This window comes from Massilia haematophila (assembly GCF_042647645.1).
Lineage (GTDB): Bacteria > Pseudomonadota > Gammaproteobacteria > Burkholderiales > Burkholderiaceae_D > Telluria > Telluria haematophila.
Genome location: NZ_JBHRVV010000001.1, coordinates 4231843 through 4257598, shown reverse-complemented (window position 1 = coordinate 4257598; position 25756 = coordinate 4231843). Strand labels below are relative to the sequence as shown.

25 protein-coding genes and 1 tRNA gene are annotated in these 25756 nt (G+C 67.2%); 17 read left to right on the top strand and 9 right to left on the bottom strand.

Annotation, left to right across the window (positions count from 1 at the left end):
* The first annotated feature begins 36 nt into the window (after positions 1-36).
* From ACFOPH_RS18900 to ACFOPH_RS18855, 10 genes are all read left to right on the top strand, one after another.
* Positions 37-483, top strand: a complete 447-nt coding sequence (locus ACFOPH_RS18900; RefSeq protein ID WP_379736937.1) for a YchJ family protein — start codon at positions 37-39, stop codon at positions 481-483.
* 14 nt (positions 484-497) lie between these two features.
* Complete coding sequence (locus ACFOPH_RS18895) at positions 498-2120, top strand: carboxyl transferase domain-containing protein (protein WP_312550343.1); 1623 nt, start codon at positions 498-500, stop codon at positions 2118-2120.
* A gap of 11 nt (positions 2121-2131) precedes the next feature.
* Complete coding sequence (locus ACFOPH_RS18890) at positions 2132-2917, top strand: enoyl-CoA hydratase/isomerase family protein (protein ID WP_312550344.1); 786 nt, start codon at positions 2132-2134, stop codon at positions 2915-2917.
* Between the two features lie 18 nt (positions 2918-2935).
* The gene (gene bioA, locus ACFOPH_RS18885; RefSeq protein WP_379736936.1) at positions 2936-4276 is read left to right on the top strand and encodes an adenosylmethionine--8-amino-7-oxononanoate transaminase; all 1341 of its coding nucleotides are present in this window, start codon (positions 2936-2938) and stop codon (positions 4274-4276) included.
* A gap of 2 nt (positions 4277-4278) precedes the next feature.
* The gene (bioF, locus tag ACFOPH_RS18880; RefSeq protein WP_379736935.1) at positions 4279-5460 is read left to right on the top strand and encodes an 8-amino-7-oxononanoate synthase; all 1182 of its coding nucleotides are present in this window, start codon (positions 4279-4281) and stop codon (positions 5458-5460) included.
* 47 nt (positions 5461-5507) lie between these two features.
* The gene (gene bioD / locus ACFOPH_RS18875; RefSeq protein WP_379737965.1) at positions 5508-6299 is read left to right on the top strand and encodes a dethiobiotin synthase; all 792 of its coding nucleotides are present in this window, start codon (positions 5508-5510) and stop codon (positions 6297-6299) included.
* A gap of 9 nt (positions 6300-6308) precedes the next feature.
* Positions 6309-7343: a biotin synthase BioB gene (gene bioB, locus ACFOPH_RS18870; RefSeq protein ID WP_379736934.1), complete on the top strand. Its 1035-nt coding sequence runs from the start codon at positions 6309-6311 to the stop codon at positions 7341-7343.
* A gap of 79 nt (positions 7344-7422) precedes the next feature.
* A complete protein-coding gene (locus tag ACFOPH_RS18865) occupies positions 7423-9468 on the top strand; it encodes an acetyl-CoA carboxylase biotin carboxylase subunit (protein WP_379736933.1) in 2046 nt (681 codons plus the stop codon).
* Positions 9468-10397, top strand: coding sequence for a 2-hydroxyacid dehydrogenase (locus tag ACFOPH_RS18860; RefSeq protein ID WP_312550349.1), 930 nt, complete (start codon positions 9468-9470; stop codon positions 10395-10397). The genes ACFOPH_RS18865 and ACFOPH_RS18860 overlap by 1 nt, the downstream gene beginning before the upstream one ends.
* 1 nt (position 10398) lies before the next feature.
* Complete coding sequence (locus ACFOPH_RS18855; protein WP_379736932.1) at positions 10399-11319, top strand: hydroxymethylglutaryl-CoA lyase; 921 nt, start codon at positions 10399-10401, stop codon at positions 11317-11319.
* A 367-nt stretch (positions 11320-11686) separates the two neighbouring features.
* Here ACFOPH_RS18855 and ACFOPH_RS18850 read toward each other — a convergent pair.
* A tRNA-Pro gene (locus tag ACFOPH_RS18850) sits at positions 11687-11763 on the bottom strand.
* Between the two features lie 104 nt (positions 11764-11867).
* On the opposite strand from ACFOPH_RS18850, the gene ACFOPH_RS18845 reads away from it, so the two are divergent.
* Positions 11868-12479: a hypothetical protein gene (locus tag ACFOPH_RS18845; RefSeq protein WP_379736931.1), complete on the top strand. Its 612-nt coding sequence runs from the start codon at positions 11868-11870 to the stop codon at positions 12477-12479.
* Between the two features lie 116 nt (positions 12480-12595).
* Here ACFOPH_RS18845 and rsmI read toward each other — a convergent pair whose 3' ends face one another.
* On the bottom strand, positions 12596-13501 hold the full coding sequence (gene rsmI, locus ACFOPH_RS18840; RefSeq protein WP_312554428.1) for a 16S rRNA (cytidine(1402)-2'-O)-methyltransferase: 906 nt from the start codon (positions 13499-13501) through the stop codon (positions 12596-12598).
* 237 nt (positions 13502-13738) lie between these two features.
* Between rsmI and ACFOPH_RS18835 the strand changes: the two genes are divergently transcribed.
* The 6 genes from ACFOPH_RS18835 (at position 13739) to ACFOPH_RS18810 (ending at position 17837) form a co-directional block, all read left to right on the top strand.
* Positions 13739-14794 (top strand): penicillin-binding protein activator, encoded by a 1056-nt coding sequence (locus ACFOPH_RS18835; RefSeq protein ID WP_379736930.1) that lies wholly within the window; start codon positions 13739-13741, stop codon positions 14792-14794.
* 2 nt (positions 14795-14796) lie between these two features.
* The gene (locus ACFOPH_RS18830) at positions 14797-15156 is read left to right on the top strand and encodes a YraN family protein (protein ID WP_379736929.1); all 360 of its coding nucleotides are present in this window, start codon (positions 14797-14799) and stop codon (positions 15154-15156) included.
* A 56-nt stretch (positions 15157-15212) separates the two neighbouring features.
* The gene (locus ACFOPH_RS18825) at positions 15213-15809 is read left to right on the top strand and encodes a phosphoheptose isomerase (protein WP_312553724.1); all 597 of its coding nucleotides are present in this window, start codon (positions 15213-15215) and stop codon (positions 15807-15809) included.
* Positions 15802-16443, top strand: a complete 642-nt coding sequence (locus ACFOPH_RS18820) for a BON domain-containing protein (RefSeq protein ID WP_312553722.1) — start codon at positions 15802-15804, stop codon at positions 16441-16443. Before ACFOPH_RS18825 ends, ACFOPH_RS18820 begins: the two co-directional genes overlap by 8 nt.
* A 43-nt stretch (positions 16444-16486) precedes the next feature.
* Positions 16487-17005, top strand: coding sequence for a peroxiredoxin family protein (locus tag ACFOPH_RS18815; protein ID WP_312553720.1), 519 nt, complete (start codon positions 16487-16489; stop codon positions 17003-17005).
* A gap of 190 nt (positions 17006-17195) precedes the next feature.
* Entirely contained in the window at positions 17196-17837 is a 642-nt protein-coding gene (locus tag ACFOPH_RS18810; protein WP_312553718.1) for a hypothetical protein, read from the top strand.
* A gap of 45 nt (positions 17838-17882) precedes the next feature.
* On the opposite strand, the gene ACFOPH_RS18805 is transcribed toward ACFOPH_RS18810, so the two are convergent.
* From ACFOPH_RS18805 to ACFOPH_RS18775, 7 genes are all read right to left on the bottom strand, one after another.
* Positions 17883-18302 carry a PaaI family thioesterase gene (locus tag ACFOPH_RS18805; protein ID WP_379736928.1) on the bottom strand — a complete coding sequence of 140 codons (420 nt, stop codon included), beginning with the start codon at positions 18300-18302 and terminating at the stop codon, positions 17883-17885.
* 287 nt (positions 18303-18589) lie between these two features.
* Positions 18590-20596: a helicase-related protein gene (locus ACFOPH_RS18800; protein WP_379736927.1), complete on the bottom strand. Its 2007-nt coding sequence runs from the start codon at positions 20594-20596 to the stop codon at positions 18590-18592.
* Positions 20597-20740: 144 nt separating this feature from the next.
* Positions 20741-21739: a lipoyl synthase gene (gene lipA / locus ACFOPH_RS18795; protein ID WP_379736926.1), complete on the bottom strand. Its 999-nt coding sequence runs from the start codon at positions 21737-21739 to the stop codon at positions 20741-20743.
* A 21-nt stretch (positions 21740-21760) separates the two neighbouring features.
* Positions 21761-22498: a lipoyl(octanoyl) transferase LipB gene (lipB, locus tag ACFOPH_RS18790; protein WP_379736925.1), complete on the bottom strand. Its 738-nt coding sequence runs from the start codon at positions 22496-22498 to the stop codon at positions 21761-21763.
* A gap of 80 nt (positions 22499-22578) precedes the next feature.
* The gene (locus tag ACFOPH_RS18785) at positions 22579-22845 is read right to left on the bottom strand and encodes a DUF493 family protein (RefSeq protein WP_312552756.1); all 267 of its coding nucleotides are present in this window, start codon (positions 22843-22845) and stop codon (positions 22579-22581) included.
* Positions 22846-22953: 108 nt separating this feature from the next.
* Positions 22954-24897, bottom strand: coding sequence for a DUF6600 domain-containing protein (locus tag ACFOPH_RS18780; RefSeq protein WP_379736924.1), 1944 nt, complete (start codon positions 24895-24897; stop codon positions 22954-22956).
* A gap of 108 nt (positions 24898-25005) precedes the next feature.
* Positions 25006-25647: a LysE family transporter gene (locus tag ACFOPH_RS18775; protein WP_379736923.1), complete on the bottom strand. Its 642-nt coding sequence runs from the start codon at positions 25645-25647 to the stop codon at positions 25006-25008.
* Positions 25648-25756 lie beyond the last annotated feature (109 nt).

Sequence of the window (25756 nt, the reverse complement as noted above, 5' to 3'; positions counted from 1 at the left end):
CGCCGCCGCCGCCTCGAAATCGCGGATAATCCGCAAATGTCTACCAAGAACGTCTCTCCCGGAACCTGCCCCTGCGGCGGTCCGAGCCTGGCCGCCTGCTGCGGCCCCTACATCGCTGGCGCCGCCCTGCCGCCCACGGCCGAAGCCCTGATGCGCTCGCGCTATACCGCCTATACCCAGCGCAACGAAGATTACCTGCGGGCTACCTGGCACCCGCGCACCCGTCCGCAGGACGCGATCCTGGACAAGGACGAGAACCTGCGCTGGCTCGGCCTTGAGATAAAATCTGCTTTACGTTTACGTCAACGTAAAGCAGAATTGCCGGACAATCCAGATAGCGATACGGTCGAATTCGTCGCCCGTTTCAAGGTCGGCGGACGCGCGCACCGGCTGCACGAAGTCAGCCGCTTCCTGCGCGAACCCGACCCGGACCTGGGCGGCACGCCCCGCTGGTTTTATCTGGACGGCACATTTCCCGAATAAATTAGAGGACGGCAATGCCCCATATCGAGAGCAAACTCAACCCGCGCGGTGAAGACTTCAAGGCCAACGCCGCGGCCATGCAATCCATCGTGGACGACCTGCGCGCGAAAGTGGCGGCGATTGCCGAAGGCGGCGGCGAAGCGGCGCGCGCCAAGCACGTCGCCCGCGGCAAACTGTTGCCGCGCGACCGCGTGCAGATGCTGCTCGACCCAGGTACCCCCTTCCTCGAGTTTTCCCAGCTCGCCGCCTACGACATGTATAAGGATAAGGATGGAGTCGGTGCGGCCCCATCGGCCGGCATCATCACCGGCATCGGCCGCGTCGCCGGCCAGGAATGCGTGATCGTCTGCAACGACGCCACGGTCAAAGGCGGGACGTATTACCCGATGACGGTCAAGAAACACCTGCGCGCCCAGGAAATCGCCGAGCAGAACAATTTGCCGTGCATCTACCTGGTCGACTCCGGCGGCGCCAACCTGCCGAACCAGGACGACGTCTTCCCCGACCGCGACCACTTCGGCCGCATTTTCTATAACCAGGCGAATTTGTCGGCCAAGGGCATTCCGCAGATCGCGGTCGTGATGGGTTCCTGCACGGCCGGCGGCGCCTACGTGCCGGCCATGAGCGACGAGTCGATCATCGTCAAGGAGCAGGGCACCATCTTCCTGGGCGGCCCGCCATTGGTGAAAGCCGCGACCGGCGAAGTCGTGAGCGCCGAAGACCTGGGCGGCGGCGACGTCCATACCCGCCTGTCCGGCGTGGTCGACCACCTGGCCCAGAACGATCTGCATGCGCTGTCGCTGGCACGCACCATCGTCTCGAACCTGAACCGGGTCAAACCGGTGCAGGGCGCGACGCGCGAAGTGATCGAGCCGACATATGCGCCGCAAGAACTGTATGGCGTGATTCCCGTCGATACCCGTAAACCCTTCGACGTGCGCGAAGTGATCGCGCGCGTGGTCGACGGCAGCGAATTCGACGAGTTCAAGGCCCGCTACGGCACGACGCTGGTGTGCGGCTTCGCCCACATCTACGGCGTGAAGGTCGGCATCATCGCGAATAACGGCATCCTGTTCTCGGAGTCGGCGCTGAAGGGCACCCACTTCATCGAGCTGTGCTGCCAGCGCAAGATCCCGCTGGTGTTCCTGCAGAACATCACCGGCTTCATGGTCGGCCGCAAGTACGAGAACGAGGGCATCGCCCGCAACGGCGCCAAGATGGTGACCGCGGTGGCCACCGCCTCGGTGCCGAAGTTCACCGTCATCATCGGCGGCTCGTTTGGCGCCGGTAACTACGGCATGTGCGGCCGCGCCTTCTCTCCGCGCTTCCTGTGGATGTGGCCGAACGCGCGCATCTCCGTGATGGGCGGCGACCAGGCCGCCTCGGTGCTGGCGACGGTGAAACGCGACGGCATCGAAGCCAGGGGCGGCCAGTGGTCGCAGGACGAGGAAGCCGCGTTCAAGCAGCCGATCAAGGAGCAGTACGAGCACCAGGGCCACCCGTATTACGCCAGCGCGCGCCTGTGGGACGACGGCGTGATCGATCCGGCCGACACGCGGATGGTGCTGGGTCTAGGTCTCTCGGCGGCGCTGAACGCGCCGATCGAAGAAACGAAGTTCGGCGTCTTCCGCATGTAAAAGGACAGATCATGGACTATCACACCCTCAGCATCGCGATCACCGACAAGATCGCCACCGTCACCCTGAACCGCCCGGAACTGCGCAACGCCTTCAACGAACAGGCGATCGCCGAGCTGGCGCTGGCCTTCGACGAACTCGGCCGCAACGAGCTGGTGCGCGCCATCGTCCTGGCCGCCAACGGCCCGGCCTTCTGCGCCGGCGCCGACCTGAACTGGATGAAGAAGATGGCCGGCTACTCGCACGACGAGAATCATGCCGACGCCTTGCGCCTGGCCGACATGCTGCGCACGATCTACCTGTGCCCGAAGCCCACGATCGCCAAGGTGCAGGGCGACTGCTATGCCGGCGGCATGGGCCTGGTTGCAGCCTGCGACATCGTGGTCGCCGCCGAAGGAGTAAACTTCTGCCTGTCCGAAGTGAAGCTGGGCCTGATCCCGGCGACGATTTCGCCCTACGTGATCAAGGCCATGGGCGAGCAGGCCGCGCGCCGTTACTTCATCACCGCCGAGCGTTTCGACGCCACGGTGGCGCAGCGCCTGGGCTTTGCCCATGAAGTCGTGCCGCTGGAGGAGCTCGACATCACGGTGATGGGCATCGTGCGCGGCCTGGTCTCGAACAGCCCGCATGCCGTCGGCGAAGCGAAGAAGCTGGTGCGCGAGATCGTCGGCCAGCCGGTCAGCGACGCACTTCTGGACGACACGGCGCGCCGCATCGCGGAGATCCGCGCCTCAGGCGAGGGACGCGAAGGCGTTTCTTCCTTCCTGGAGAAGCGCAAGCCCTCATGGCTGAACTAGAGAAGCATTGGATTCATTTTGAAGCAACAATCATCGTCCGACTGGATCGCACGCAGCCTGCGCAGCGTGTGGCATCCCTGCACGCAGATGCAGCACCACGAGGAAGTGCCGCTGATCGCGGTCAGCCATGGCAAGGGCGCCTGGCTGTACGACCACGAAGGGCGGCGCTACCTCGACGGCATCAGCTCGTGGTGGGTCAACCTGTTCGGACACGCGAACCCGCGCATCAACGCGGCGCTGAAAGACCAGCTCGATAAACTCGAGCACGCGATGCTGGCCGGCTTCACCCACGAGCCGGTGATCGAACTGTCGGAGCAGCTCGCCGCGCTCACCGGCCACGCGCTCGGCCACGCCTTCTACGCCTCCGACGGCGCGTCGGCGGTCGAGATCGCGATGAAGATGAGTTTTCACACCTGGCGCAATGCCGGCTACCCGGACAAGCAGGAATTCGTCTGCCTGCAGGGCAGCTACCACGGCGAGACCATCGGCGCCCTGGCCGTCACCGACGTGCCGCTGTTCAAGGACGCCTATGGCCCGCTGCTGCGCGCCGCCCACGTGGTGGCGTCACCCGACGCACGCAATGCCAGCGAAGGCGAGTCGAGCCAGGACGTGGCGCGCCGTGCATTGCAGGACGTGGAAAAACTGTTCGAAGAACGCGGCAACAAAATCGCGGCCATCATCGTCGAGCCGCTGGTGCAGTGCGCGACCGGCATGGCGATGTACGACCCGCTCTACCTGGAACTGCTGCGCGAGCTGTGCGACCGCCACCACGTGCACCTGATCGCCGACGAGATCGCGGTCGGCTGCGGCCGCACCGGCACCTTCTTCGCCTGCGAGCAGGCGGCGATCTGGCCGGATTTCCTGTGCCTGTCGAAGGGCATCAGCGGCGGCTACCTGCCTTTGTCGCTGGTGCTCACTACCGACGAGATCTACCAGGCCTTCTACAGCGAAGACATTACGCGCGGCTTCCTGCATTCGCACTCCTACACCGGCAACCCGCTGGCCTGCCGCGCCGCCCTGGCGACGCTGCAGATCTTCCGCGACGACGACGTGTTGAACCGCAACCGCGAGCTGGCAACCAAGATGACGGTGGCGCTGGCGCCGCTGGCCGAGCACGAGCGCACCCAGCAGTTCCGCCAGCGCGGCATGATCTTCGCGTTCGACGCCATCGAACCGGACCCGGCCAAGGCCTCGAGCTTCGCGCGCCGCTTCTTCACGGCCGCCGTCGAGAAGGAGCTGCTGCTGCGCCCGATCGGCCGCACCGTCTACATGATGCCGCCCTACGTGCTGGACGACGAGGAGATCGAACTCCTCGCCGTGCGCACCCGGGCCGTGTTCGAATCCGTGATCGGGGCGTGAGCATGGACCTGATCGCAAGCGTCGACCGCAAGCTCGCGGCGCTGGAAGGGCAAAGCCTGACGCGCCGCCGCCGCATCGCCGACACGGCCTGCGCGCCCGAGCAAACGGTCGACAGCCGCCCCATGCTGGCCTTCTGCAGCAACGACTACCTGGGTCTTGCGAGCCACCCGCGCGTGGTCGAGGCCCTGCGCGAAGGCGCGAGCACGTACGGCGCCGGCAGCGGCGCCTCGCACCTGATCAGCGGCCATAGCCGCGCGCACGCGGTCCTGGAAGAGCGCCTGGCGGCGTTCGTGGCGCCGCACCTCATCGATGCGCGCGCGCTCTACTTCAGCACCGGCTACATGGCGAATTTGGCCGTGCTGACCGCGCTCGGCGCAGACACGGACGCCATGATCTTCTCGGAGGCGCTGAACCACGCCTCGCTGATCGACGGCGCCCGCCTGGCGCGCGCCGGCGTAATGGTCTATCCGCACGGCGACGTGGAAGCACTGGACGCGCAGCTGGGGGCGAGCAGCGCGGCCACCAAGATCGTCGTCACCGACAGCGTCTTCAGCATGGATGGCGACATCGCGCCGCTGCCGGCATTGCTCGCATTGTGCGAACGCCACGGCGCCTGGCTGGTGGTCGACGACGCCCACGGCTTCGGCGTGCTCGGCGAAAACGGACGCGGCGCGCTGGAACACTGCGCGCTGCGCTCGCCGAACCTGGTGTATGTCGGCACGCTGGGCAAGGCGGCCGGCGTCTCCGGCGCCTTCGTCGCCGCGCATGCGAGCGTGGTCGAGCTGCTGGTCCAGCGCGCCCGGCCCTACATCTACACCACGGCTTCGCCGCCGGCCATCGCCCATGCGCTGCTCACCAGCCTGGACATCATCGCGGGCGAGGAGGGGGCACGGCTGCGCGCTTACCTTGCAGCGCTGATCGAGCGGCTGGATGCATCGCTACGGCTGACCCGCTGGCAGCGCCCGGCCTCGCACACGCCGATACAGCCGATCGTCATCGGCGCCAACGACGAGGCGCTGCGCGTGGCGGCAAGCCTGCATGCGCAAGGCCTGTGGGTGCCGGCGATCCGCCCGCCCACCGTGCCCGCGCACACGGCGCGCCTGCGCGTGACGCTGTCCGCAGCCCACACTTTTGACCAGGTCGCCCGGCTGGCCGGCGCCATCAACGAACTGGAGGCCATGTGACCCGCAACCTCAACGAACCCCAGGAACCGGCGGTCGAAACCGCCGTCGTGCAGCCGCCGGTGCAAACGGAGCCGATCGATGCGCCAGCGCCGGCCGTGTCCGAAGCCCTGGCCGCCGAAGGCATCCCCTCGCGCTTTGCCTGCTTCGTCACCGGCACCGACACCGAGATCGGCAAGACCCTGGTGTCCGCCGCGATCCTGCATAAACTGGTCGAAGCCGGCCAGCGCGCCTGCGGCATGAAGCCGATCGCCGCCGGCGCCGAACTGGTCGACGGTATACTCCACAACGAGGACGCCGACATGCTGGCCGCCGCCGGCAACGTCCACCTGCCGCAGAACATCACCACGCCCTTCCTGCTGCGCGAACCCTGCGCGCCGCACGTGGCCGCCGCGCTCGAAGGCGTGACGATCGACCCGGTGCCGATCATCGCGGCGTATGCCGAGATCTCGGCCGCGTCGGATTCGGTCGTGGTCGAGGGCGTGGGCGGCTTCCGTGTGCCGTTCACCGACACCTTCGACAGCGCCGACCTGGCCGCCCAGCTGAACCTGCCGGTGATCCTGGTGGTCGGCATGCGCCTGGGCTGCATCAGCCATGCCCTGCTGACGGTGGAAGCCATCGTCGCGCGCGGCCTGGTGCTGGCCGGCTGGGTCGCCAACACGGCCGACCCCGACATGCGCTTCTTCGACGAAAACATCGAGGCGCTTGCAGCGCGCATCCCGGCCCCACTGCTCGGCATCGTGCCGCGCCTCGAACACGCTACCGCCGCCAACGCGGCCCGATTCATCGATCTCGCGGGACTGCCGGGCTGGCCGTCCCTGCGAACTCAGGCACCACAATAAGGAAACACCATGAACGCCCCACACACCGTCGCCCTCCATCGCCCGACCGCCGCCATCAAGGAACGGCTTGATGCTACCTGGCCGCTGGCCGACGTCCTGGCCCTGTTCGAACTGCCGTTCAACGAGCTGATGTTCCGCGCCCAGCAGGCGCACCGCACCCACTTCCCGGACGGCGACGTCGAGCTGGCGACCCTGCTGTCGATCAAGACCGGCGGCTGCGAGGAAGACTGCGGCTACTGCCCGCAGGCCGCGCGCTACGACACCGGCGTCGGAGCCAAGAAGATCCTCGACATCGACACCGTGCTCGACGCCGCGCGCGAGGCGAAAGCCAACGGCGCCACCCGCTTCTGCATGGGCGCCGCCTGGCGCAGCCCGAAAGAGCGCGACATGGCCAAAGTCGAAGAGATGGTGCGCGAAGTGAAAGCGCTGGGCATGGAAACCTGCGCCACCCTGGGCATGCTGGAAGAGGGACAAGCCGAACAACTGAAGAACGCCGGCCTCGATTTTTATAACCACAACATCGACACCGCGCCGGACTTCTACAACAACGTGATCTCGACCCGCGAATACCAGGACCGCCTGGACACGCTGGGCCGCGTGCGCAACGCCGGCCTGAAGGTCTGCTGCGGCGGCATCGTCGGCATGGGAGAAACGCGCGAGCAGCGCGCCGGCCTGCTCGCCCAGCTGGCGAACCTGAATCCGTATCCGGAATCGGTGCCGGTCAACCACCTGGTGCAGGTCGAAGGCACGCCGCTGCACGGCCTCGATCCGCTCGACCCGCTGGAATTCGTGCGCACCATCGCGGTCGCGCGCATCACCATGCCCAAGGCGCGCGTGCGCCTGTCGGCCGGCCGCCGCCAGCTGGGCGAGGCGGTGCAGGCCATGTGCTTCATGGCCGGCGCCAATTCGATCTTCTACGGCGACAAGCTGCTCACCACCGGCAACCCGGAAGCGGAAGACGACCGCGCGCTGCTGGCCAAGCTGGGCCTGAAAACCCGCTCGGCCACGCTGGAGTCGGCGCCGAAGGAAGCCTGCGGCTGCTGATACCCACCAGGAGCGCCTGAGGATCTTTCAGGCGCTCGAACCCGATCAACACAGAGAATATATAAAGCGAGACAAACGCATGTTCACCAAGATCCTCATCGCCAACCGTGGCGAAATCGCCTGCCGTGTCGCCGCCACCGCGCGCCGCATGGGAATCCGTACCGTCGCCGTGTATTCCGAAGCGGATGCCGGCGCCAAGCACGTGGCGGTCTGCGATGAGGCGGTGTTGATCGGGCCGGCGCCGGCCAAGGAAAGCTACCTGCGCGGCGACAAGATCATCGAAGTCGCGCTGGCCACCGGCGCCCAGGCGATCCACCCGGGCTACGGCTTCCTGTCGGAGAACGCCGAGTTCGCCGAGGCCTGCGAGAAAGCCGGCCTGGTCTTCATCGGCCCGCCGGGTTCCTCGATGCGCGCGATGGGTTCGAAGTCGGCCGCCAAGCAGCTGATGGAGGCTGCCCGCGTACCGCTGGTGCCGGGCTACCACGGCGAGAACCAGGATCCGGAATTCCTGCGCGACCAGGCCGACCGCATCGGCTATCCGGTGCTGCTGAAAGCCAGCGCCGGCGGCGGCGGCAAGGGCATGCGCGTGGTCGAGCGCAGCGAGGATTTCGTGGCCGCGCTGGCCTCGTGCAAGCGCGAGGCGATCAGCTCCTTCGGCGACGACAAGGTGCTGGTCGAGAAATACCTGATCCGTCCGCGCCACATCGAGATCCAGGTGTTCGCCGATAAGCTGGGCAACTGCGTCTACCTGCACGAGCGCGACTGCTCGGTGCAGCGCCGCCACCAGAAGGTGCTGGAAGAAGCGCCGGCACCGGGCATGACGCAACACCGCCGCGCCGACATGGGCGAAGCGGCGGTGGCCGCCGCGCGCGCCGTCGGCTACGTCGGCGCCGGCACGGTCGAATTCATCGCCAACCAGGACGGCTCGTTCTACTTCATGGAGATGAACACGCGCCTGCAAGTGGAACATCCGGTGACCGAGATGATCACCGGGACCGACCTGGTCGAATGGCAGCTGCGCGTGGCCGCGGGCCAGCCGCTGCCGAAAAAACAACACGAGCTGGCGATCCACGGCCACGCGATCGAGGCGCGCATCTACGCCGAGAACCCGGAGAAGGGTTTCCTGCCCTCGATCGGCACGCTGCGCCACATGGATACCCCAACCGCCGTCAGCTTCGAGCTGGGCGGCACCGGTGGTGTCGAACCGGCCGCCGTGCGCATCGATTCCGGCGTGCGCGAAGGCGATGCGATCTCGCCATTTTACGACCCGATGATCGCGAAACTGATCGTCTGGGGCGCGGACCGCACCCAGGCGCTGGCGCGCCTGTCGCAGGCGTTATCCGAATTCCAGATCGTCGGCCTGGCCACCAACATCGCCTTCCTGAAACGCCTGGTCGAGGGCGAAGCCTTCGCCACGGCCGACCTGGATACCGGCCTGATCGAGCGTCACCACGCTTCGCTGTTCCCGGCCTCCAAGGCGGCGCCGGCGGGCGCGCTGGCGCTGGCCGCGGTGGCGCTGATCGAAGCGGAAAAGCAGCAGTCGAGCGGCGCCTCGCGCGCGGCCGCCGATCCCTGGGGCCAGGCGCAGGGCTGGCGCCTGAACGGCGACTACCGGCGCCTGCTCTCCTTCAGCGACGAGCATGCGGCCGGGCTGGAAGGCGGCGCCTACAAGGTCGGCGTCACCTACCACCCGCAGGGCTGGGAGCTCGACATCGAGGGCGGCAAGCAGCCTTTGACCCTGCTGGCGCGCGCGGGCGCGGCCTATTCGATCCGCCTGGGCGAGCAGTCGATGCACGGCAACGTGCGCCGCGACGGCGAGCTGTTCCACGTGTTCACGAACGGCGAACACCACACGCTCTCGTACAACGATCCGATGGCCCATGCGGGCGAAACGGAGGCCGCGGGCGGGCGCCTGACCGCGCCGATGCCGGGCAAGGTCGTGGCTGTCATGGTCGAGGCCGGGCAGGAAGTGAAGAAGGGCACGCCGCTGGTCATCATGGAAGCGATGAAGATGGAGCACACCATCGCCGCGCCGGGCGACGGCCTGGTGGAAGAGGTGCTGTACGCGGTCGGCGACCAGGTCGCGGACGGCGCGCCGCTGCTGGCCTTCAAGGCCGCCGCCTGATGCGCGTTCTTTTGTATCGCGGCGATGGCCAGATCGGGCCCTGGGCCGAGGATTTGGCGCGCCTGATGCCGGGCGTCGAGACCGTCTCCTGGCAGGAAGGCGAAACGCTGGCGGCGTGCGATTACGCGGTGCTATGGAATCCGGCGCCGAGCCTGCTGCCGCAACTGGCCAGCGTGAAGGCGATCTTCCTGATGGGCGCAGGCGCGGATGCCCTGCTCAAGTTCGGCGATGCGCTGCCCGACGTGCCCATCGTGCGCCTGGGCGACGCCGGCATGGCGGTGCAGATGGCGGAGTATGTGGCCTACGCCACGCTGCGCTACTTCCGCCGCTTCGACGAATACGAGGAGCAGGCCCGTCACGGCCTGTGGTCGCCGCTGCCGACCTACGCAAAAGAGGAGTTCACGGTCGGCGTCATGGGGCTCGGCAAGCTCGGCCTGCGCGTGGTGGAGACCATGCGCGGTTTCGGCTTTCCGGTACGCGGCTGGAGCCGCACCGCGAAGGACATCCCGGGCGTGGACTGCTACGCCGGCATGGAAGCGCTCGACGACTTCCTGCGCGGTACGCGCGTGCTGGTGTCGCTGCTGCCGCTGACGCCTGAAACGAATAATTTGCTCGACCGCCGGCGCCTGTCGACGCTGCCGCAGGGCGCCTACCTGATCAACGTCGCGCGCGGCGCCCAGGTGGCCGAGCCGGACCTGCTGACGCTGATCCGCGCCGGCCACATTGCCGGCGCCACGCTCGACGTGTTCCGCAACGAACCGCTGCCGGCGCCGCATCCGTTCTGGGAGGAGCCGCGCATCACCATCACGCCGCACATCTCCGCGCTGACCGTGCGCAGCGAGGCGGTGCGCCAGATCATCGCTAAAATCACCGCGATCGAAGCGGGCCAACAGGTCGACGACGTGGTCGACCGCTCACTGGGATACTGACATGAACAATGGAACCACCCTGCCGAAGCAGGTCAAGATCGTCGAAGTCGGTCCACGCGACGGCCTGCAGAACGAGAAGGAAACCATCAGTGCGCAAGTGAAGATCGAGCTGGTCGACCGCCTCACGCGCGCCGGATTTTCGAACATCGAGGCGGCCTCCTTCGTGTCGCCGAAATGGGTGCCGCAGATGGCCACCAGCAGCGAAGTGATGGCGGGGATTACGCGCCAGCCCGGGACCATCTACTCGGCGCTCACGCCGAACATGCAGGGCTTCGAGGCGGCCTTGGCCGCCAAGGCCGACGAGGTCGTGATCTTCGGTTCGGCCTCGGAAGCCTTTTCGCAGAAGAACATCAACTGCTCGATCGCGGAATCGATCGCGCGCTTCGAGCCGGTGGCGAAGGCGGCCAAGGCCAACGGCATCCGCCTGCGCGGCAGCATCAGCACCGCCTTCGGCTGCCCCTACCAGGGGGACGTGCCCTTGGCGGCCGTGGCCGACGTGGTGCGCCGCATGCGCGACCTGGGCTGTGACGAGATCGACATTGCCGATACCATCGGCGTCTCGACCCCGCGCAAGACCCAGGAAGTGATGCTGGCGGCTGCGCGCGAATTCCCGCTGCAGCAACTGTCGGGCCACTTCCACGACACCTACGGCCAGGCGCTGGCGAACATCTACGCCAGCATGGAAGTGGGCGTGCAGATTTTCCATTCTTCCGTTTCGGGACTCGGTGGCTGCCCGTATGCAAAAGGGGCGACCGGCAACGTCGCGACCGAGGACGTGATCTACATGCTGCACGGCCTGGGCATCGAGACCGGCATCGACCTCGACCAGGTGATGGACGCGGGGCAGTTCATTGCCCAGCAGCTCGGGCGCAAGGGTTCGAGCCGGGCAGGGAATGCAATTGCCGCGAAGCGGGCAGGGTAGGTTACGCAACGACATTGTAGGGTGGGTTCTTGAACCCACGCGGTGATAGCGACGTAGGGTGGGCGCCCCGTGCCCCCGCGGCGATAGTTAGCGGTAACATCATCGCGCACGAAAGCGGAGCCGTGATCGATCACCGCGTAGGCGCAGTGATAGTTTGTAGCAAGATCATCAGGCACGAATACGGAGCCGGCAACGATCACCGCCTGGGCACAGGGCGCCCACCCTACGCTAGCACCGAGTTGATGGAAATGGTGCCATCGGGTTCGCGCCCGCGCCCACCACCAAAATCCGCGGCAACATTTCCACAAAAACCGCGGCGACAACGAAAAAAGCCGACAACTTTCGTTGTCGGCTTCTCTCTTAATACTGGTCGGAGTACAAGGATTCGAACCTTGGACCCTCTGGTCCCAAACCAGATGCGCTACCGGGCTGCGCTACACTCCGAAGACATCCATCATAGCCGCTGTAGGGTTAGCGGTCAAGGTTGAACCGGAAAATAGCTGATCTTTTTCGGATTTTTCACACAAGCGGAAGCAGGTATTGTGGATTTGGCAGCAACAGGTGTCGGAGCGTTCGACGAGGAAGAACGCCGCCGGGTGCAGCGTGTGGCCTGGGGAATCGTCGTGTCCATCCTCGTGCACGGCGCGCTGCTGACGGCCTGGCGCGGCGGCGGGCCGGTCGTGGCGCCGGCGCCGCGTCCGCTCGAGGTGCGCGTGCAGCCGCCGCCGGCGCCGCCACAGCCGCGCATCGAGACGCCGGCGCCTCCGGTCGCCAGGCCCGCGCCGGCGCCGCAGAAGGCCAAGCCGAAGCCGAAGCCGCCGGTGATCGCCGTTCCGCCCGACACCAGCCGCGCCAGCGAACCAGATCCTTTTGTGGTCGAGCAGCCGGAAACATCGCCGGCGCCGGCAGATCCGGAGACGCCGCGTTTCGATCCGGAAGCGGCCAAGCGCACGGCGCGCTCGCTCGCCAACATGCGCGATCCGGCGAAGGAGGGCACGGCTGTCGGGCAATTTCCCGAGAAGCCGCTGGAGACCGAAAGCCGCGCCGCGCGCGCCATCAAGGCGGCCAAGCGGCGCGATTGCAAGGATGGCATTCCGGGTGGCTTGCTGGCGCCCTTGCTGCTGTTGGCGGACAAGAAGGACAGCGGGTGCAAATGGTGATGGATCGATGCGGCAATGCATACGCTTGTTGAACGCGTGGGCGGCTATACCCGGCAACGTGCATGCACGGAACCGGTAGGCCGCCCACGCGTTCAACCAGCGCCAGCATAAAACACCTACTCGCCCTTGATCTGCAGCGCCCGCTCATACAGCGCATTCTTCTTGCGCCCGGTAATCTGCGCCGTCAGGTTCGCCGCCTGCTTCACGCTGCATTCGGTCAACAGGATGTTCAGGATGCGCTCGGCTTCCGCGTCTTCGGCGTCGGTCGCCAGCGTCGCGCCCTCGACCAGCACGACGAATTCGCCGCGCTCGCGGTGCTGGTCGGCTTTCACCCAGGCCAGCGCTTCGCTCAGCGGGCAGCGGTGCACTTCCTCGAACAGTTTGGTCAGCTCGCGCGCGAACACGACCTGGCGCGTCGGCTCGAACACGGCCAGCAAACCTTCGACGCAATCATTGATCCGGTGCGGCGCCTCGTAGATGACGAGGGTGGCCGGCTCGCGCACCAGTTCCATCAACGCCGCCTCGCGCTGCTTGGCCTTGGCCGGCAGGAAGCCGACAAAATTGAAACGGTCGTTGACCAGGCCGCTGGCAGATAACGCCGCCACCGACGCCGATGCGCCCGGCAGCGGGAGCACGCGCAGGCCGGCTGCGCGCACCGCGTCGACGATGCGCGCGCCGGGGTCGGACACGGCCGGGGTGCCGGCGTCCGACACCAGCGCCACGCGCTCGCCGGCCTGCAGGCGGGCGATCAGTTTGTCGGCCGCTTCGCGCTCGTTGTGCATGTGCGCGGCCACCATCTGCTTGTTCAAGCCGTAACGGGTGAGCAGGGCGCCGGTTTTGCGCGTATCCTCACAAGCGACCACGTCGGCCAGCGCCAGCAGGTGCAAAGCACGCAGCGTGATGTCGGTGGCATTCCCGATCGGGGTGGCCACGACGTACAACGTTGCGGTAGGATAGGACTGCTGAGCTGCCTCGGCCATTACTGGCAGCTTGGCAATATCGATGGACTGGTTGTCGGTCATGTTGGAGAGACGATGCTCGTAAATAATCTGAAGGGCCTGCGTGCGATTGCCGTTGCCGCCGCTGTCGTTGCCAGTGCGATGGTAGCCGGCTGCGCCAGCACGCCCCTGCCACCCGATCTGGGATGCGGCGTACCGGGCGGATTGTGCGCGCCCGCAGAGCCAAACACAAGTGCGCAACGCCCGGCGCCCCCGCCGCCGCCCCCGCCCACCTCCGCGCCGCGTTCCGAGACCCGCACCATGCCGGTCGACCTGTATCCGCGCACCGACGGCAGCCACGCCGCGACGCCCGGCGTGCAGGCGCGCCTGGCCCTGCTGCTGCCGCTGCAGTCGCCCTCGCTCGGCCAGGCGGCCGAGGCGGTGCGCGCCGGCTTCCTCGCCGGCCACGAGCGCGACAGCGCCGGCATCACGGTCGACGTCGTCGCCAGCGGCGACACCCCCGAATCCACGCTCGAGGCGTATACCCGCGCGGCCGAGCAGGCCGACGTCGTGGTCGGCCCGCTGGCCCGCTCCGCCGTCGCCGCGCTGGCCGCGAGCCGATTCGTGAGCAAGCCGACGGTGGCGCTGAACCACCCGCAGACCGACCGGCCGCTGCCGGCCAACATGCTGGTGGTCGGGCTGTCGCTGGAGGACGAAGCGCGGCAGGTCGCCGACTGGGCCGCGCAGGAACACCCGACCGGCCGCGCGCTCGTCGTCAGCGGCAACACCGCCTGGCAGCAGCGTGCCGTCGGCGCGTTTACCGAACGCTGGGCCCGCATGGGTCGCAACAACGCCACCGTCGAATTGCCGGTGAACGACGGCTACGTCGACGGCAACGCCCTGGCCGAGCTGCGCGCGCGGCTCGAAGTCGACCGTCCCGAACTGGTGTTCGCGGCGCTCGGCGCCAGCCAGCTGCGCCAGGTGCGCAGCGCGCTCGGCACCTCGCTGCCGACCTATGCGGTGTCGGCGGCGAATCCGGGCCGCACGCCGGGCGCCGCCTGGCCCGAGCTCGACGGCATCCGCCTGCTCGACTTGCCGTGGACGGTGCAACCCGACCATCCGCAGGTGATGGTCTATCCGCGTCCGCTCGACGCCGACACCCTCGACATGCAGCGCCTGTATGCGCTGGGCATCGACGCCTTCCGCGTGGCGCGCGAAGTGGCCCAGCATCCGGGCACCTCGTTCGAGCTGGACGGCGTCACCGGCCGCCTGTCGGTACGTGTCGACAATAGCGGCGCCTATGCGCTGCGGCGCCAGGAAGCGGCCGCCGTCTACCGCGACGGCATCGGTTTCGACACGGTGGCCAACGGCGAATAAGCATGACCGGTCCGCGACTGTCCGCCAAGCAGTCGCAGGGCCGCGACTGGGAACAGGTGGCGCTGCGCCACCTGAAGCGCCAGGGCCTCGCTTTCGTCGAGGCCAATTTCACCTGCAAGGGCGGAGAAATCGACCTCGTCATGCGCGACGGCGATTCCCTCGTCTTCGTCGAAGTGCGCCAGCGCGCCGGCAGCCAGTACGGCGGCGCGGCCGCCAGCATCACCCCCGCCAAGATCCGGCGCCTGGTGCGCGCCGCCCAGGTCTACCTGCTGCGTTTTCCGAAGACGCCGGCCTGCCGTTTCGACGTGGTCGCCATCGATGGCGAGCAACTCGAATGGTTGCGCAACGTCATGATGTTGTAAGCAATCTTAAAACCCTTTGCCCGCCCGTGCTTGCCACTGCACTATAATCGTCGGCTATGAACACTCAACGCATCCTCGCTCACTTCCAGGAGAGCGCCGATCTCAAGCTGAAGTCGGCTGCGGCGCTGTCCTCTCCCATCTCGCAGGCGATTGAACTGATGTTCAGCGCCCTGTCCAACGGCAACAAGATCCTGGCTTGCGGGAATGGCGGTTCGGCCGCCGACTGCCAGCATTTCGCTGCCGAGCTGGTCGGTCGATTCGAGCGCGAGCGCTTCCCGCTCCCCGCCATCGCCCTGACCACCGATACCTCGATCATGACCGCGGTCGGCAACGATTACAGCTTCCGCGAGATCTTCTCGAAACAGGTGCAGGCCTTCGGCCAGGCCGGCGATATCCTGCTGGCGATCTCGACCTCGGGCAACTCGGCCAACGTGCTGGCCGCCGTCGAGGCGGCGCTCGAGCGCGAGATGCGCGTGGTGGCCTTCACCGGCAAGGACGGCGGCGCACTGGCCAAGCTCCTGACCGACGCCGACGTGCACATCAACGTGCCGCATAGCCGCACCGCACGCATCCAGGAAGTGCACCTGGTTGCGATTCACTGCATTTGCGACGGCATCGACGTCGCGCTTTTCGGAGGAGACGTGAATGAGTAAGACTGGCCAGGTCCTGAAAGGACCGTTGACCAAGGCAATCCTGTGCGCCGCCCTGCTGGGCTCGCTCCAGGGCTGCGTGCCGCTGGTGATGGGCGGCGCCGCGCTGGGCGCGGCCGCGACCATGGACCGCCGCACCCTGGGCGCGCAGACCGAGGACAAGTCGATCACGGTGAAGGCCGAGATGCAGGTGCGCAAGCTGGTCGGCGATGCCGGCCACGTCAACGTCGCCAGCTACAACCGCAAGGTCCTGCTCACCGGCGAAGTACGCGACGAGACGATGAAGGCCTCGGTCGAGCGCGAAGTGCGCAGCATCGAGAACGTGGTCTCGGTCATCAACGAGCTGGCGATCGCCGGCCCGTCGAGCCTGACCTCGCGCTCGTCCGACGCCCTGATCACCACCAACGTCAAGGCCAGCCTGGTCGAGATGAAAACCATCTCGGCCACCTCGTTCAAGGTCGTCACCGAGCGCGGCACCGTCTACCTGATGGGCCGCGTGACCCAGCGCGAAGGCGACCTCGGCGCGAAGATCGCCCAGAGCGTCTCGGGCGTCCAGCGCGTGGTCAAGATCTTCGAATACATCACCGAGGAAGAACTGCGCACGCAGTATCCGCAGACCTCCTCGGTCCAGCTGTAAACGTTCCGGCAGGGTTCGCCCTGCTGTTTTTTATTGCACCGCCATGACTGCTTCCGCTTCCCGTTCCTGGATCAAGCCCGCCGCCATCGGCGCGGTCGTGCTCGCGCTGGCGGGCATCGGCTACGCCACGCTGGGCAGCAGCCAGAAGGCCCCCGACGTCACCTTCATCAGCCTCGCCGGCGACAAGATCAGCACGCAAGGCCTGCGCGGCAAGGTCGTCATGGTGAATTTCTGGGCCACTTCCTGCGTCAGCTGCGTGCGCGAGATGCCGGCGATGGTCGACACCTATAACAAGTTCAAGGGGCAAGGCCTGGAGTTCGTCGCCGTGGCCATGCAGTACGACCCGCCGAACTACGTCGTCAACTTCACCGAAACCCGCAAGCTGCCCTTCATCGTCGCGCTCGACTCGGGCGGCGACCTGGCCAGGTCCTTCGGCGACGTCACCCTGACGCCGACCACCTTCGTCATCGGCAAGGACGGCACCATCCTCAAGCGCTACGTCGGCGAACCCGAGTTTTCCCAGCTGCACGCCCTCTTGCAGAAGGCGCTGGCAGCCGGCTGAGCAAGTGCGGCCGTGCTCGCCTTGCCGCGCCTTCCCTCCCTTATTACACTGGCGGCTGCGAACGTCGACAGGCTCGCTGCGCCTATGCCACAGCACGCCTGACTTAACTCAAGTCTGGGACGCCGGAATCGGCCAAGCTTGATGCGTTCGCTGACCGCAAACCCGCGGTCATGCTCGTAAAGGAGATGTAATGGGTCACTTTCTTCGCACGACAGCGATTGCCGCCGGCATGCTGGTGCTCGCCGGGTGCGCGCCGCCGCCACGCAAGGCCGATGCTGTCCTGCACTACCAGCACGTGGCCAACGCGCACGAAATCCGCTTCACCAATCCGATCGCGCTGTCGGCGGCGCTGTACCGCGTCGGCCACCTGACGCCGGTCGATTCCAAGGGTTTCTGGGCCATTTTCTTGCTGTGCAATGTCGATGTGGCCGAACATTCCGTGCGCGGCTTCCATTACAGCGTCAACAATTTCCGCGTGAGCTACCAGGGACGCGACATCGGCGGCCTGCCGCCCTACAGCCTGCGCTATCAGGGCCAGGTCGACCTGAACAATGCCGGCGACACGCTCCCTATCCTCGACGCCATTGCCGCCGAGATCCAGGAGGGGCCGCCCGAGCAGATCTTCCAGAGCGGTTTCTATTCCGACCTGAACTACCGCTTCGCCGTATTCGTGCCCAAGGAACTCGAAGGTTATGCCGGCGAAGAACTGCAGCTCAGCTACAAGGGCCAGGACGCGATCCTGGTCGGCAACGGCAAGTCGCCGTCCGACCTGCCGGCCGTCGGCGCCACCGCGGCCGGGGTGACCGCGGTCTGCCTGCCGCCGGCGCCTTAAATACTCCATTTTCGGACCGATTCATGTCCGATTCTGGAGTCGACTTTATTTCGGATACAGGATCATCTGGGTGCAGCGGAACAGGGCGATGGTCTTGCCGTTTGCCTCGTCCGTCACCGTGACATCCCACACCTGCGTGGTGCGGCCCAGGTGGGCCGGCGTGGCGACGGCCGCGATCGCGCCTTCGCGCGCGGTGCCGAGGTGGTTCGATTTCAGTTCGATGGTGGTGAAACTCTGGCCGCCTTCCGGCAGGTGGGCCATGCAGGCATAGCCGGCGGCGGTGTCGGCCAGCGTCACCACGCTGCCCGCGTGCAGATAGCCGTTCGGCGCCAGCAGGTGCGGTTTGATCGGCAGGCGCGCGGCGATGCGGCCCTCAAGCACCTCCAGGATCTCGATGCCGAGGTAGGCGGGCAGGGTGCCGGCGCCGCGTTCGTTGAAGATGGCGGGAGTCAGTTTGTTGTTCATGTCAGCAAGTCGATGATGAGGAAATCGTCATCGTACACGTGCTCGCGGCCAGGCGCTGAACGTAGGGTGGGCACTCCGTGCCCACGCGGAACGTCGCATCGTGTTGGCTGCGTTTAAATGTTGGGGTGTGCGATGAGATGCGGCATCACGGTGCGGGCCATTCGGCTTCAATTATGCCAACGCCGTGCACGCTTTCGCGTGGGCACGGGTGCCCACCCTACGGTTTCGGCCAACATTCGACGTGGCGCAGGCAGTGCACCACGGATCAGAACACAGCCAGCCGCGTTTCACGCGCGCCGCTTCTGCTTCCCGCCTGCCGCCGCATGTTTCCCACCGCCCGCCTGGCGCCGGCGCGAGGCCGTGTTCTGCTGCTGCAGGATCGCATCCACCCGCTCGGCCGCCTCGCGCGCCAGTTGCTGGGCGTCCTCGATGCTGGGGAAGAATTCCGGCTGGCGGTAGCCCAGCCAGGCGTAGGCCGAGTACATGCGGCAGGTGTCTTCGACTTCCTGCAGGTTCATCCAGAACAGTTCCTGGGTATGCGGCTGCAGCTTGCAGATCTTCTTCTTGGCCAGCGATAAGGACCAGTGCTCCCAGGCGCTTTGCAGCATCGGCACCTTGGTCGAGATCGGCACCAGCGAGAGCATGAATTTCTCGGCGATCGACAGCGGCAAGGTATCGAGCCATTCGGCGCGCTCGTTCTGCTCCTCGGTGATCTTCGGATAGAAAAAGCCGTCCGGTACGTCGATGTTGTGGACGAAGCGCTTGAGCAGTTTCACCAGCGAGGTCTCGCCGGTGACGGCCGAGATGCGGTGCAACTGCTCGAGCGACGGCGCGACCGCGAAGCCGCTGGCGGGTACCGGTGGAATCTTTTCCTTCATCAGCGCGCGCATCACCTCGTGGGTGTCGTCGTCGTAGCCGGCGACGAAGCCCTCTTCGTGCACGCCGTAGCGCCCGGCGCGGCCGGCAATCTGCTTGGCCAGCGCCGCCGAGATCTCTTCCTCCTCATAGCCGTTGTACTTCACGGCGGTGGTCATGACGATGCGCGCGATCGGCATGTTCAGGCCCATGGCCAGCGCGTCGGTGCCGACCACGATGTCGGCTTGTCCCTCGCGGAAACGTTCGGCCTGGGCGCGCCTTACTTCCGGAGAAAGATTGCCGTAGACGGTGGCCACCGACAGCCCCTTTTCGGTGATCATGTCGCGCCACATCAGCACCTCGCGCCGCGAAAAGGCAATGACGGCGTCCCCGCGGCGCAGGTTCGTCAGTTTGCGTACCGGCGACGGTTCCATCGCCAGCGGCGCCATGCGTTTCAGAACATGCACCTCGAGCGGCACTTCCAGGCGGTCGGCCAGGGCCTCGATCGCGCGCCGCGCTTCCGGCGCGCCGACCAGGTAGACGGTGTTGGCGGGCGCGCCGCAGACGGCGGCGGTCCAGGCCGCGCCGCGGTCGCGGTCGGCCAGCATCTGGATCTCGTCGATCACCGCCACCTCGACCGGCGTTTTGGTGTCGAGCATCTCGACGGTGCTGGCGACGTGGGTGCTGCCCTCGGCGATGCGGCGCTCTTCGCCCGTGACCAGGCTGACCTTGAGTTCCTCGCCGTGCGGACGCGCCGCCTGCAGGCGTTCGTAATTTTCCAGCGCCAGCAGGCGCAGCGGAGCGAGATACACGCCGCTGGCCGCTTTCGCCAGCGCCTCCATCGCGCGGTGAGTCTTGCCGGAATTGGTCGGGCCGAGCAGGGCGATGAACTTGCGCGGCAGGCGGCTCGCGACCTCGAACGATTGCGGGTATTCGGCCAGGTTGATGCTTTCCTTGGTGCGCGCGGCGTGGCGTTCTTCCTGTTCGCGCTCGATGGCGTGGGTGACGCGCTGGCGGATGCGGTCGAACACGTACTCGGCCGGCTCGGACGTTTCCAGCTCGTCGAGCACGCCCAGGAACACGCGCGGATCGAACCCGGCGTCGTCCGCCTCGTCGGCGATCTCGCGCACGAATTCCTCGGTGTCGACCTGCAGCTCGGCGATCGCCTTGTCGCTCGTCCTCTCCTCGATCAGCGCGCGGCGCGCCAGCATGTCCATCTTGCGCCACTTGCTCGGCTTGGCCAGCACGCCACGCGAAGGCACCAGCGCGTAGCGCACGCGCAGGCCTTCGTACTTCACTTCGCCGGAAAAGCGCAGGAAGACGCGGCCCTCCATCTTGACCAGCGCGATGCCGCGCGCGGCCAGCCCCATGTCCTGTTCGAGGAAGGCGTCGTCGCCGGTATCCATTTCGGGATTGTCGTTGTCGCGGGGATTGCTCATGTGTCGTGAATGCGATGTCTGGTTGTGATCACTATATCGCGGAAGGAAGACGGGCACGGTTCAGGACGGACGCGCGCCGGCGCGCCCAATGAAAAACGGCCTCCATCCGGAGGCCGCCTTGTCGAAGACCAAACAACGGCAGGGTTATGCCGCCACGCCCGCGTCGTGCGCCTGCTGGTCCGCGTGGTAGGACGAACGCACCATCGCGCCGACTGCGGCGTGCACGAAGCCCATCTCGTAGGCCGCTTCCTCGAACTTCTTGAATTGGTCCGGGTGCACGTAGCGGCGCACCGGCAGGTGCGAGTTCGACGGCGCCAGGTACTGGCCGATGGTCAGCATGTCGACGTCATGGGCGCGCAGGTCGCGCATGACTTCCAGGATTTCCTCGTCGGTCTCGCCCAGGCCGACCATGATGCCGGACTTGGTGACGGCGTTCGGGTACTTGGCCTTGAAGTCGCGCAGCAGTTCCAGCGAGTGCTTGTAGTCGGCGCCCGGGCGTGCTTCCTTGTACAGGCGCGGCACGGTTTCCAGGTTGTGGTTCATCACGTCCGGCAGGCCGTCGGCGAAAATGTTCAGGGCCTTTTCCAGGCGGCCGCGGAAGTCCGGCACCAGCACTTCGATCTTGGTGTTCGGCGACAGTGCGCGCGTCTTCTGGATGCACTCGACGAAGTGGCCGGCGCCGCCGTCGCGCAGGTCGTCGCGGTCGACCGAGGTGATCACGACATACGACAAGCGCAGGTCGGCAATCGTCTTGGCCAGGTTGCCCGGCTCGTTGACGTCGAGCGGGTCGGGACGGCCGTGGCCGACGTCGCAGAACGGGCAACGGCGGGTGCACTTGTCGCCCATGATCATGAAGGTCGCGGTGCCCTTGCCGAAGCATTCGCCGATGTTCGGGCAGCTCGCCTCTTCGCACACGGTCACCAGGTTGTTCGCGCGCAGGATGTCCTTGATCTCGTAGAAGCGCGACGAGGCCGTGGCGGCTTTCACGCGGATCCAGTCCGGCTTTTTGAGGCGTTCGCCGTCGGCGATCGGCACGATCTTGATCGGGATGCGCGACGTCTTGCTGGCGCCCTTCTGCTTTTCGCTGGCGTTGTAGGCGGCGTTGTTTGCGGGAGTCACACCGGTGTCGGTTTCGGTAGTCATGTCGCTCATGCCCGGAAGGGCTCAGTTGGTTTGTTCGGTTCGCGGCTGGTCAACGACGTTGGCAACGTCGGCCGCCGCCGCTTCGATCGGCTGGGACAGGTGGCGCACCAGTTCGCGCGCCAGTGCCTGCTGCACGTCGGCCAACGGCGCCTCGATGCCCATTGTGCGCATGTCGACCGTGGCCAGGCCCGAGTAACCGCAGGGATTGATCCACGAGAACGGCGCCAGGTCCATCGCCACGTTCAGCGACACGCCGTGATAGGTGCAGCCGTTGCCGCGCACCTTGAGGCCGAGCGCGGCGATTTTCGCGCCCTTGCGTGGGCCGTCGGCGATGTAGATGCCGGGGGCGCCGGCGACGCGTTCGCCGCCAAGATTATACGCCGCCAGCACGTCGATGACCGCCTGTTCGATTTTCGCCACAAATTGCCGGGCATACAGCTTGCCGCCCGGCTTGTTGCGGCGCAGGTCCATCAGCAGGTAGATCACGACCTGGCCGGGGCCGTGGTAAGTGACTTCGCCGCCGCGGTCGGTCTGCACCACCGGGATGGCATGCGCCGGCACGCCCGGGCCGGCCAGCAGGTGCCCGCGGTCGGCGCCCAGTCCCAGCGTGAACACCGGCGGATGCTCGACGATCCACAATTCGTCCGGCGTATCGGGCGTGCGCGCATCGGTGAAGGCGCGCATGGCAGCGAAGGTGGGCTCGTAGTCGGCGCGGCCCAGCTCGCGGATGATCGGGCTGGCGGGACGGGTCGGGTGCATGGGTCTGGTCGGAGTGTGGAACAGCCCCGACATTATAAGCCAGTGCCCCGGGCATTGCCGGGGCGCCGGATAGTCTTACTTTACAGAACGATCTTCACCATCGGGTGCGACGACAGGGTGCGGTAGATGTCGTCGAGCTGCTCGCGGCTGGTGGCGCGCACGATGCAGGTCAGGCCCGTGTAGTTGCCCTTGCCGGAAGGACGCACTTCCATGCGGCCGTGGTGGAAGGTCGGGTCGAAGCCCGTCACCACCTCGACGATGGTGGCAGCGAAGGCCTCATGCGTCGGGCCCATCACCTTGATCGGGAAGTCGCTCGGGTATTCGATGAGGGATTCTTTCGGGTCCATATGCAATTCCAGTGCAAAAGCACATTGTAGCCAATGCGCGCGGACGGCGTATCGCCGGTGCCCGGTTTGGCCGGGCCGGCAACGCAGTCCGGCCCGCTCGGCGCCGGATCAGCGTTCCATCTGGCGCGGGATGCCGCGGCGCAGGCCGCTGTCCGTGTGCCGCGGCTGGGATGGCGCCGCTTCGGTCCGGACCGGGGCGGCGGCCGGGGCCGGCGCCGAGACCGGGGGCGGCGGCGGCGACACCACCGCCGACGGCGTCGGCATCGCCCGTGGCGCGCTCGGCATGGCACGTGGCGGCGGCGGCGCAACCGCGACCGGGGCAGGCCCTTGCTGCGCCTGCCGTGCCTGCTGCTGCGCCCGCATCGCCGCGGTCGCCTCGTAGATGCGGCCGCCGCCATGCCTGGCCGATGGCGGCGCCGGCTCGGTGGAGAGGGTCGGGACCGGCATCGCCGGACGCGGCGCGGGAGCGCCGATCACGCTGACCGCACCGTCGCTCTCGGCGCGCTGCTGGTAGCGTTGCCGGCGCGCGTCGTCGAACCCGGCGCGCACTTCGCGGCGACGCTCGACATCTGCGCCGCCATGGAATGCCGGCGGCGCGGTCGTGATCACGCCCGGCTGCGGAATTGGCTGCGGAATTGGCTGTGAAATCGCCGGCGTGCTGGCCGCAACCGGCGCCGGCTGGGCGCCGGGCACCGCTGCCGGCCGCGGCGCCGGGCCGGCGTTGCGCCGATCGCCGCGCAGCCACGCGCGCCGCCCATCCCTGTCCTCGGCGCGGCGGTTCTCGCCGGCGCCGCTGTGCCAGATCACCGGCGGCGTCGGCGGCAGCGCCACCGGGGCGCGCTGCCAGTTGGCCGGCGGCGTCGCGCGCGGCTCGCGCGGCACCACGACCTCGCCGCGTCGATTGAAACGGTCCTGCGGCACCACGGTCAGGCCCTCGCGGCGGTAATCCCGTTTTTTGCCGTCGCGGTCGCGTCCACCGTGCCAGTTCAGGCGCCGCAGGCGCTCGTCCGACAGGCGGTAGCCGGGCACGTAGCGTTCGTGCGGCGCCAGCGGATACCAGCCCTGGCCCGGCGACGGGCGCGCATTGAAGTTCAGGTTCCAGCCGCTGCCGCCGACCCAGCCGACCAGCGCCGGCGACCATACCGGATGGCGGTCGTGGCGGCCCGGGGCCCAGGCCCAGCGCCGGTTCACGTGGACCCAGCGGCCATAGTGGAAGGGCGCATAGCCCCAGGGCGCGTTGTCGACCCAGGTCCAGCCCCAGGGAGCGATCCAGGTCCAGCGGCCGTCGCGGTAGGGCACCCAATCCGCTGCGACCGACGGCATCCAGAGCGTGCCGTATTCGCTGTCGGTGCTCCAGCTGCCGTAGCGGTCGAGCTCCTCGTAGCCGGTCATCTCCGGCGGGATGTAGCGGGTGGCGAGCACGGCGTCGTCGGCGCGGTCGCGCCCCGCGGCCCAGTCGTCGAAGGCGTCGCGCACGGCTTGCGTGGTGCGCAGGTCCAGGCCCTCGATGTCGGCGCGGCGGCCGGCGCGCACCGTCAGGCGCTCGCCGCCGCCCTCGACGATGGCGACGCCGTCGAACACGTTGACGCTGCTGGTATCAAGCACGCGCCCGGCGTCCACGCGCAGGCGGCCCGGCTCCTGCAGCAGCACGCGGCCCTCGGGCGTGGTCAGCTCGAAGCCGGGCAGCACATCGGCGTTCACGATGCGGATGCTGGCGCTGCCGTAGTGCAGGCGCAGGCGCAGGTTATCGTCGTCGAGCTGGACCACCTCGAGCGCGGAGTCGCCGTCGAGCCGGATCGCGGTCGAGCCGACGCGCAGCTCGGTGCGCGCGCCCGGGGCAGTGGTGACGGTGTTGCTGGAGGTGAGCGGCCAGTTGACCAGGGCGCTGCTCGGGCTGTCGCCGGGACCGGCGCTGATGCTGACCTCGCCCTGGGTGAGGGCGATGCGCCCGACCCGTGCCGGCGGATCGTCCGCCAGCGCCGGCTGCGCGGCGAGCGCGGAACTGAGCGCAAGCGCCAGGAGCGTTGCGGTCTTCAGAAAACGTGGTTTCATGATGGGGCTCCGGGCGTGGGACGGTGGACGTCTACCCGATTACAACGCAGGAAGGGCGCCGGGACAACGCGGGTTACAGTCGGTTGCAACTTGTGCGTGAGCGAAACATCAGGCTTGCGCACCGCGCTTGACGAAGAACAGCATCGAACCGACGACGACCAGCACCGCGCCGAAGAAGCGGTTCTGGATGCGCACCGCGCGCGCGTCGCGGAACAGGCGCTGCATCGAGGCCGCCAGCGCGGCGTAGCCGTGCATGACCAGGCTGTCGATGGTGACCATGGTCACGCCCAGGATCAGCAATTGCGGCAGCAGCGGCGCCTCTTTCGAGATGAACTGGGGCAGCACCGCGACCATGAAGATGATGCCCTTCGGGTTGGTGGCATTCGTGAGGAAGCCGGTCAGCACGCGCTTCTTGACGGAGGGGTGCGCGGCCAGGCCGGCGCTGCTCGCCATCGGGCCGGATTCGGCCTTCGAGCGCCACTGCGAGACGCCGAGATAGATCAGGTACAGCGCGCCGATCACCTTCACCACGGTAAAGGCGGTCTCCGAGGCCAGCAGTAGCGAGCCGACGCCGGCGCCGGCGATCGCCAGCACCAGGATCAGCCCCAGTTGCAACCCGAGCACGGTGGCGCTGGCTTTCTTGACGCCATAGGCCAGGCCATGGGACATCGACAGGACGGTGCCCGATCCCGGCGAAATGGCGATGACGGTGCCGGCGATGACGAAGGCGATCCAGGTGGCGAAGCTCATGGGGGGTTACTCGGGGAAGGAAAGGGGAAAAGCGCAGAGAAGAAACGGGAATCGAGAAACGGGAATCGGCAGGGTGCGCGGCGTCAAGCCGCGGCGCCCTGCCGTGGCA

Excerpts from the sequence above, each read along its gene's own strand:
- ACFOPH_RS18900 (WP_379736937.1), top strand. The coding sequence starts at position 37 with ATGTCTACCAAGAACGTCTCTCCCGGAACCTGCCCCTGCGGCGGTCCG.
- ACFOPH_RS18895 (WP_312550343.1), top strand. The coding sequence starts at position 498 with ATGCCCCATATCGAGAGCAAACTCAACCCGCGCGGTGAAGACTTCAAG.
- ACFOPH_RS18890 (WP_312550344.1), top strand. The coding sequence starts at position 2,132 with ATGGACTATCACACCCTCAGCATCGCGATCACCGACAAGATCGCCACC.
- bioF (WP_379736935.1), top strand. The coding sequence starts at position 4,279 with ATGGACCTGATCGCAAGCGTCGACCGCAAGCTCGCGGCGCTGGAAGGG.
- bioB (WP_379736934.1), top strand. The coding sequence starts at position 6,309 with ATGAACGCCCCACACACCGTCGCCCTCCATCGCCCGACCGCCGCCATC.
- ACFOPH_RS18865 (WP_379736933.1), top strand. The coding sequence starts at position 7,423 with ATGTTCACCAAGATCCTCATCGCCAACCGTGGCGAAATCGCCTGCCGT.
- ACFOPH_RS18860 (WP_312550349.1), top strand. The coding sequence starts at position 9,468 with ATGCGCGTTCTTTTGTATCGCGGCGATGGCCAGATCGGGCCCTGGGCC.
- ACFOPH_RS18855 (WP_379736932.1), top strand. The coding sequence starts at position 10,399 with ATGAACAATGGAACCACCCTGCCGAAGCAGGTCAAGATCGTCGAAGTC.
- rsmI (WP_312554428.1), bottom strand. The coding sequence starts at position 13,501 with ATGACCGACAACCAGTCCATCGATATTGCCAAGCTGCCAGTAATGGCC.
- ACFOPH_RS18835 (WP_379736930.1), top strand. The coding sequence starts at position 13,739 with ATGCCGGTCGACCTGTATCCGCGCACCGACGGCAGCCACGCCGCGACG.
- ACFOPH_RS18830 (WP_379736929.1), top strand. The coding sequence starts at position 14,797 with ATGACCGGTCCGCGACTGTCCGCCAAGCAGTCGCAGGGCCGCGACTGG.
- ACFOPH_RS18825 (WP_312553724.1), top strand. The coding sequence starts at position 15,213 with ATGAACACTCAACGCATCCTCGCTCACTTCCAGGAGAGCGCCGATCTC.
- ACFOPH_RS18820 (WP_312553722.1), top strand. The coding sequence starts at position 15,802 with ATGAGTAAGACTGGCCAGGTCCTGAAAGGACCGTTGACCAAGGCAATC.
- ACFOPH_RS18815 (WP_312553720.1), top strand. The coding sequence starts at position 16,487 with ATGACTGCTTCCGCTTCCCGTTCCTGGATCAAGCCCGCCGCCATCGGC.
- ACFOPH_RS18810 (WP_312553718.1), top strand. The coding sequence starts at position 17,196 with ATGGGTCACTTTCTTCGCACGACAGCGATTGCCGCCGGCATGCTGGTG.
- ACFOPH_RS18805 (WP_379736928.1), bottom strand. The coding sequence starts at position 18,302 with ATGAACAACAAACTGACTCCCGCCATCTTCAACGAACGCGGCGCCGGC.
- ACFOPH_RS18800 (WP_379736927.1), bottom strand. The coding sequence starts at position 20,596 with ATGAGCAATCCCCGCGACAACGACAATCCCGAAATGGATACCGGCGAC.
- lipA (WP_379736926.1), bottom strand. The coding sequence starts at position 21,739 with ATGACTACCGAAACCGACACCGGTGTGACTCCCGCAAACAACGCCGCC.
- lipB (WP_379736925.1), bottom strand. The coding sequence starts at position 22,498 with ATGCACCCGACCCGTCCCGCCAGCCCGATCATCCGCGAGCTGGGCCGC.
- ACFOPH_RS18785 (WP_312552756.1), bottom strand. The coding sequence starts at position 22,845 with ATGGACCCGAAAGAATCCCTCATCGAATACCCGAGCGACTTCCCGATC.
- ACFOPH_RS18780 (WP_379736924.1), bottom strand. The coding sequence starts at position 24,897 with ATGAAACCACGTTTTCTGAAGACCGCAACGCTCCTGGCGCTTGCGCTC.
- ACFOPH_RS18775 (WP_379736923.1), bottom strand. The coding sequence starts at position 25,647 with ATGAGCTTCGCCACCTGGATCGCCTTCGTCATCGCCGGCACCGTCATC.